This window comes from Mycolicibacterium arseniciresistens (assembly GCF_030519285.1).
Taxonomy (GTDB): Bacteria; Actinomycetota; Actinomycetes; order Mycobacteriales; family Mycobacteriaceae; genus Mycobacterium; species Mycobacterium arseniciresistens.
This window is the reverse complement of the sequence record NZ_JAUMSQ010000414.1, coordinates 1-5,274: the sequence shown is the minus strand read 5'-3', so window position 1 is coordinate 5,274 and position 5,274 is coordinate 1. Positions and strand designations below refer to the sequence as shown.

The window sequence follows — 5,274 nt, the reverse complement described above, 5'->3', positions numbered from 1 at the left end:
GCCGTCGCGGCCCGCCGCGGAACCGTTGGCAGCACTCGGGCCGTCGCCCGCGCGCGGGTATCCCGGCTCGTTCGGTGAACTCACCTACGGCTCCTTAAGTGGTCCGGCGCCGGCTACTCGCCGAGGTCGGTGTTGACCTCGTCGGTGCCGTCGCCCTCTTCGGCGTTGCGCGCGATCGCAATCAGTGTGTCGCCATCACCGAGGTTCATCAAGCGAACGCCCTTGGTTTGCCGTCCGGCCTTGCGGACCTGACGGGCCGCGGTCCGGATGACGCCGCCGTTGGAGGTGATGGCGTACAACTCGGTGTCGTCATCGACGATCAACGCTCCCACCAGGTTGCCACGCCTGCGATCGAACTGGATCGTCAGGATGCCCTTTCCACCGCGGCCCTGCGCGGTGTACTCGTCGATCGCGGTGCGCTTGGCGTACCCGCCGGCGGTCGCGACCAGCAGATATGTGTCCGGCCGGACCACGTTGAGGGAGAGCAGCCTGTCCTCTTCGTTGAACCGCATGCCCTGCACACCGGAGGTGGCACGGCCCATCGGCCGCAGCGCCTCGTCGGTTGCCGAGAAGCGGATCGACTGGCCCTTGGCCGACACCAGGAGCAGGTCCTCCTCGGCCGAGCACAGCACCGCGCCGACCAGTTCGTCGCCGTCACGCAGATTCACCGCCACGATGCCGCCGGAGCGGTTGGAGTCGAAGTCGGTGAGCTTCGACTTCTTCACCAGGCCGTTGCGGGTGGCCAGCACCAGATACGGCGCATCCTCGTAACCCTTGATCTGGATGACCTGGGCGATGCGCTCATTGGGCTGGAAGGCCAGCAGGTTGGCGACGTGCTGACCGCGCGCGGTGCGTGACGCCTCCGGCAGTTCGTACGCCTTGGCCCGGTAGACCCGGCCCTGGGTGGTGAAGAACAGGATCCAGTCGTGGGTGGAGCAGACGAAGAAGTGGTTGACGATGTCGTCGGTCTTCAGCCCGGCGCCCTGGACACCCTTGCCGCCGCGCTTCTGGCTGCGGTACAGGTCGGTCTTGGTGCGCTTGGCGTAGCCGGTCTCGGTGATCGTGACGACGACGTCCTCGCGGGCGATCAGATCCTCGTCGCTGACCTCGCCGTCGGCAGGCACGATGCGGGTGCGGCGGTCGTCGCCGTACTTGTCGGCGAGCTCCTTGAGCTCGTCGCGCACGATCGCGCGCTGGCGTTCCGGCTTGGCCAGGATGTCCTCGAGGTCGGCGATCTCGGCCTCGATCTTGGCGAGGTCGTCGACGATGCGCTGGCGTTCCAGGGCGGCCAGCCGGCGCAGCTGCATGTCGAGGATGGCCTGTGCCTGGATCTCGTCGACGTCGAGCAGCTCCATCAGGCCCGTACGAGCCACGTCGGCACTCTCCGACGCCCGGATCAGCGCGATGACCTCGTCGAGCGCGTCGAGCGCCTTGACCAGGCCGCGCAGGATGTGGGCCCGCTCGTTGGCCTTGCGCAACCGGTAGGTGGTGCGCCGGACGATGACCTCGAGCTGATGGTTGACGTAGTGCCGGATCAGCTGGTCGAGCCGCAGGGTGCGCGGAACACCGTCGACGATGGACAGCATGTTGGCGCCGAAGCTGGTCTGCAGCTGGGTGTGCTTGTAGAGGTTGTTGAGCACCACCTTGGCCACGGCGTCGCGCTTGACCTCGACGACGATTCGCAGGCCGACGCGGTCGGAGCTCTGGTCCTCGATGTTGGAGATGCCGGCGAGCTTGCCGTCGCGTACCTGCTCGGCGATCCCGGTGATGAAGTTGTCGTGGTTGACCTGGTAGGGCAGCTCGGTGATGACGATCCCGGTGCGCCCGCGGCTGTCCTCCTCGATCTCGACGACGCCGCGCATCCGGATCGACCCGCGGCCGGTCTTGTAGGTGTCCTCGATGCCCTGCGACCCGACGATCAGGCCGTGGGTCGGGAAGTCGGGGCCCTTCACGCGCTCGCAGACGGCGGCCAGGGTGGCTTCCTCGTCGGCTTCGAAGTTCTCCAGGCACCAGTACACGGCCTCGGCGAGCTCGCGCAGGTTGTGCGGCGGCATGTTGGTGGCCATGCCGACGGCGATGCCGCCGGAGCCGTTGGCCAGCAGGTTCGGGAACCGGCTGGGCAGAACCGTCGGCTCCTGCACGCGCCCGTCGTAGTTCGGGACGAAATCGACTGTCTCCTCGTCGATCTCGCGCAGCATCTCCATGGCCAGCGGGGTGAGCCGGGCCTCGGTGTAACGCATGGCGGCCGGCGGGTCGTTGCCGGGGGAGCCGAAGTTGCCCTGCCCATCGACCAGCGGGTAGCGCAGCGACCACGGCTGGGCCATCCGCACCAGGGTGTCGTAGATCGACGAGTCGCCGTGCGGGTGGTAGTTGCCCATCGTCTCGGCAACCGACCGTGCGGATTTCGCGTGTCCGCGGTCGGGGCGGAAGCCGGAGTCGAACATCGCGTAGAGCACGCGGCGGTGCACCGGCTTGAGGCCGTCGCGCACCTCCGGCAGCGCACGCCCGACGATCACGCTCATGGCGTAGTCGATGTAGCTGCGCTGCATCTCCTGCTGGATGTCGACCGGTTCGATGCGGTCGCCGGCTTCGTCGCCCGGTGGCAACGTGGTGTCAGTCATCAGATCCTCTGGTCGCTGTTCGTGGTCGCGAAGCGGTTAAACGTCAAGGAAACGAACGTCTTTGGCGTTGCGGGTGATGAAGCTGCGGCGGGCCTCGACGTCCTCGCCCATCAGGATCGAGAACAGTTCGTCGGCGGCCGCGGCGTCGTCCAGCGTGATCTGCCGCAGCACCCGCACCGACGGGTCCATGGTGGTCTCCCACAGTTCCTTGGCGTCCATCTCACCGAGGCCCTTGTACCGCTGGATGCCGTCTTCGGTGTTGATCCGCTTGCCCGCCGCGCGACCCGCCTCGAGCAGCCCGTCGCGCTCCCGGTCCGAGTAGGCGAACTCGGGTTCCGAACGCTGCCACTTCAGCTTGTACAGCGGCGGCTGGGCCAGGAAGACGTGGCCGTGCTCGATGAGCGGCTTCATGAACCGGAACAGCAGCGTGAGCAGCAGCGTCGAGATGTGCTGGCCGTCGACGTCGGCGTCGGCCATCAGCACGATCTTGTGGTAGCGCAGCTTCGACAGGTCGAACTCGTCGTGGATGCCGGTGCCCAGCGCGGTGATGATCGCCTGGACCTCGGTGTTCTTCAGCACCCGGTCGATGCGCGCCTTCTCGACGTTGATGATCTTGCCGCGCAGCGGCAGGATCGCCTGGAACATCGAGTCGCGACCGCTCTTGGCCGAGCCGCCGGCCGAATCACCCTCCACCACATAGAGTTCGGAGCGGCTGGGATCGGTGGAACGGCAGTCGGCGAGCTTGCCGGGCAGACCACCGATGTCGGTGGCGCTCTTGCGCCGCACCAGCTCTCGGGCCTTGCGCGCGGCCATCCGGGCCTGGGCCGACGAGACCGCCTTGTTCAGAATCGTTTTCGCCTCGGCCGGGTTGGCCTCGAACCAGTGGGTGAGCTGTTCGTTGCAGACCCGCTGCACGAACGACTTGACCTCGGTGTTGCCGAGCTTGGTCTTGGTCTGACCCTCGAACTGCGGCTGGCCGACCTTCACCGAGATGACCGCGGCCAGGCCCTCGCGGATGTCGTCGCCGGTGAGGTTGGGGTCCTTCTCCTTGAGGAGCTTCTTGTCCTTGGCGTACTTGTTCACGACCGAGGTGAGCGCCGCACGGAAGCCCTCCTCGTGCGTGCCGCCCTCGTGGGTGTTGATGGTGTTGGCGAAGGTGTGCACCGATTCGGAGTAGCCGGCGTTCCACTGCATCGCGATCTCGACCTCGTGGCCGGTGCCCTTGCCGCCGAAGTCGACGATGCTCTGGTGGATCGCGGTCTTCGTGCGGTTGATGTGCTTGATGTAGTCGACGAGACCGTTGGGGTAGTGGAAGGTGCGGTGCTTGACCTTGTGCGGCGCGGTCTTCTCGGCCTCCTTCTCCTCCGCGGTCTTCGGGGCCTCGGCGGTGTCGCTGACCACCTCGTCGACGACCTCTTCGGCCTTCACGCGTTCGTCGACGAGGTCGATGGTCAGCCCCTTGTTGAGGAAGGCCATCTCCTGTAGCCGCCGCGCGATCGTCTCGAAGTCGTAGTCGGTGGTCTCGAAGATGTCGGGATCAGCCCAGAACCGGATGGTCGACCCGGTCTCCTTCGTCTTCTCACCCTGCTTCAGGGTTCCCGGAACCGACCGCTCGTAGGTCTGGAACCACTCGTAGCCGTCGGTGCGGACGTCGGCCTCGAGCCTGCTGGAAAGCGCGTTCACCACCGAAACACCGACGCCGTGCAGGCCGCCGGACACCTGGTAGGCGCCCTCCTCGAACTTGCCGCCCGCGTGAAGGACGGTCATCACCACGTCGATGGTGGGGATGCCGGTGGAGTGCATCGCGACGGGGATGCCGCGGCCGTCGTCGGTGACCTGGACGCCGCCGTCCTCGAGGATCCTGACGTCGACCTTGGTGGCGTAGCCGGCCATCGCCTCGTCGACGGCGTTGTCCACCACCTCCCAGACCAGGTGGTGCAGACCGCGCTCGCCCGTGGAACCGATGTACATGCCCGGCCGTTTACGGACTGCCTCCAGACCTTCGAGGACCTTGATCGACTCGGCGCCGTACTCGGTCGGAGCACTCTTCTTTTGGGCAGGCACGTCGGACGCGTCTCCTCGGGGTTCGCATGAGAGGTCAACTGCCCCTCGTGATCGCTCACCAGTCTACCGAAACATGCCGACTGGACCGACACTGTAGCGGCGTTTCCACCTATCTCACTGGGCCGTGCGCCGAATTTCTCGAACTTCGGTGCGTCAGGACGCTTGAGGACCTCCGATCCGCGCGCCAGACGGCGCACAGCGGATCGGTCGCGACTCATCCGTACGTGTCGCGCGGCCCGCGGCCGGAGATGTGGTAGCGGCCCTTGCGCCAGGACGGCGCCACCGGGCCGACGATCTTCAGCGACGTCACCACGCCGTCGCCGACGGCCGCGGCGATCTTGGCCAGCAACTGGGACTGCACCATCCGGAGCTGGGTCGCCCAGGCGGTCGATTCCGCCGACACCGTCAGCACCCCGTCGCGCAGTCCGGTGGGCACGGCGTGCTCGGCGATCTGTTCGCCGACAACGGTGGTCCACCGGCCCAGCACCGAACCCTCGGCCACCCGGCCCGACCAGCCGCGGCTGCGGGCCAGGTCGCTCGTCGCTGCGCCGAGCGTCTGCGGGTCGCGGGAGTCCGGGCCGGGGCCCGA

The 5,274-nt window shown here is 67.1% G+C and carries 3 protein-coding genes; all 3 read right to left on the bottom strand.

What is annotated here, in order from left to right:
* Positions 1-113: 113 nt before the first annotated feature.
* The gene (gene gyrA / locus Q2100_RS29530; RefSeq protein WP_264014464.1) at positions 114-2,621 is read right to left on the bottom strand and encodes a DNA gyrase subunit A; all 2,508 of its coding nucleotides are present in this window, start codon (positions 2,619-2,621) and stop codon (positions 114-116) included.
* 36 nt (positions 2,622-2,657) lie between these two features.
* Positions 2,658-4,685, bottom strand: a complete 2,028-nt coding sequence (gyrB, locus tag Q2100_RS29525; protein ID WP_269894941.1) for a DNA topoisomerase (ATP-hydrolyzing) subunit B — start codon at positions 4,683-4,685, stop codon at positions 2,658-2,660.
* Positions 4,686-4,899: 214 nt separating this feature from the next.
* A partial coding sequence (locus Q2100_RS29520; RefSeq protein WP_302916878.1) for a DciA family protein occupies positions 4,900-5,274 on the bottom strand: 375 nt, incomplete at its 5' end.

What these genes read in the sequence shown, in the direction of transcription:
- gyrA (WP_264014464.1), bottom strand. Translation starts at nt 2,621, where the DNA reads ATGACTGACACCACGTTGCCACCGGGCGACGAAGCCGGCGACCGCATC.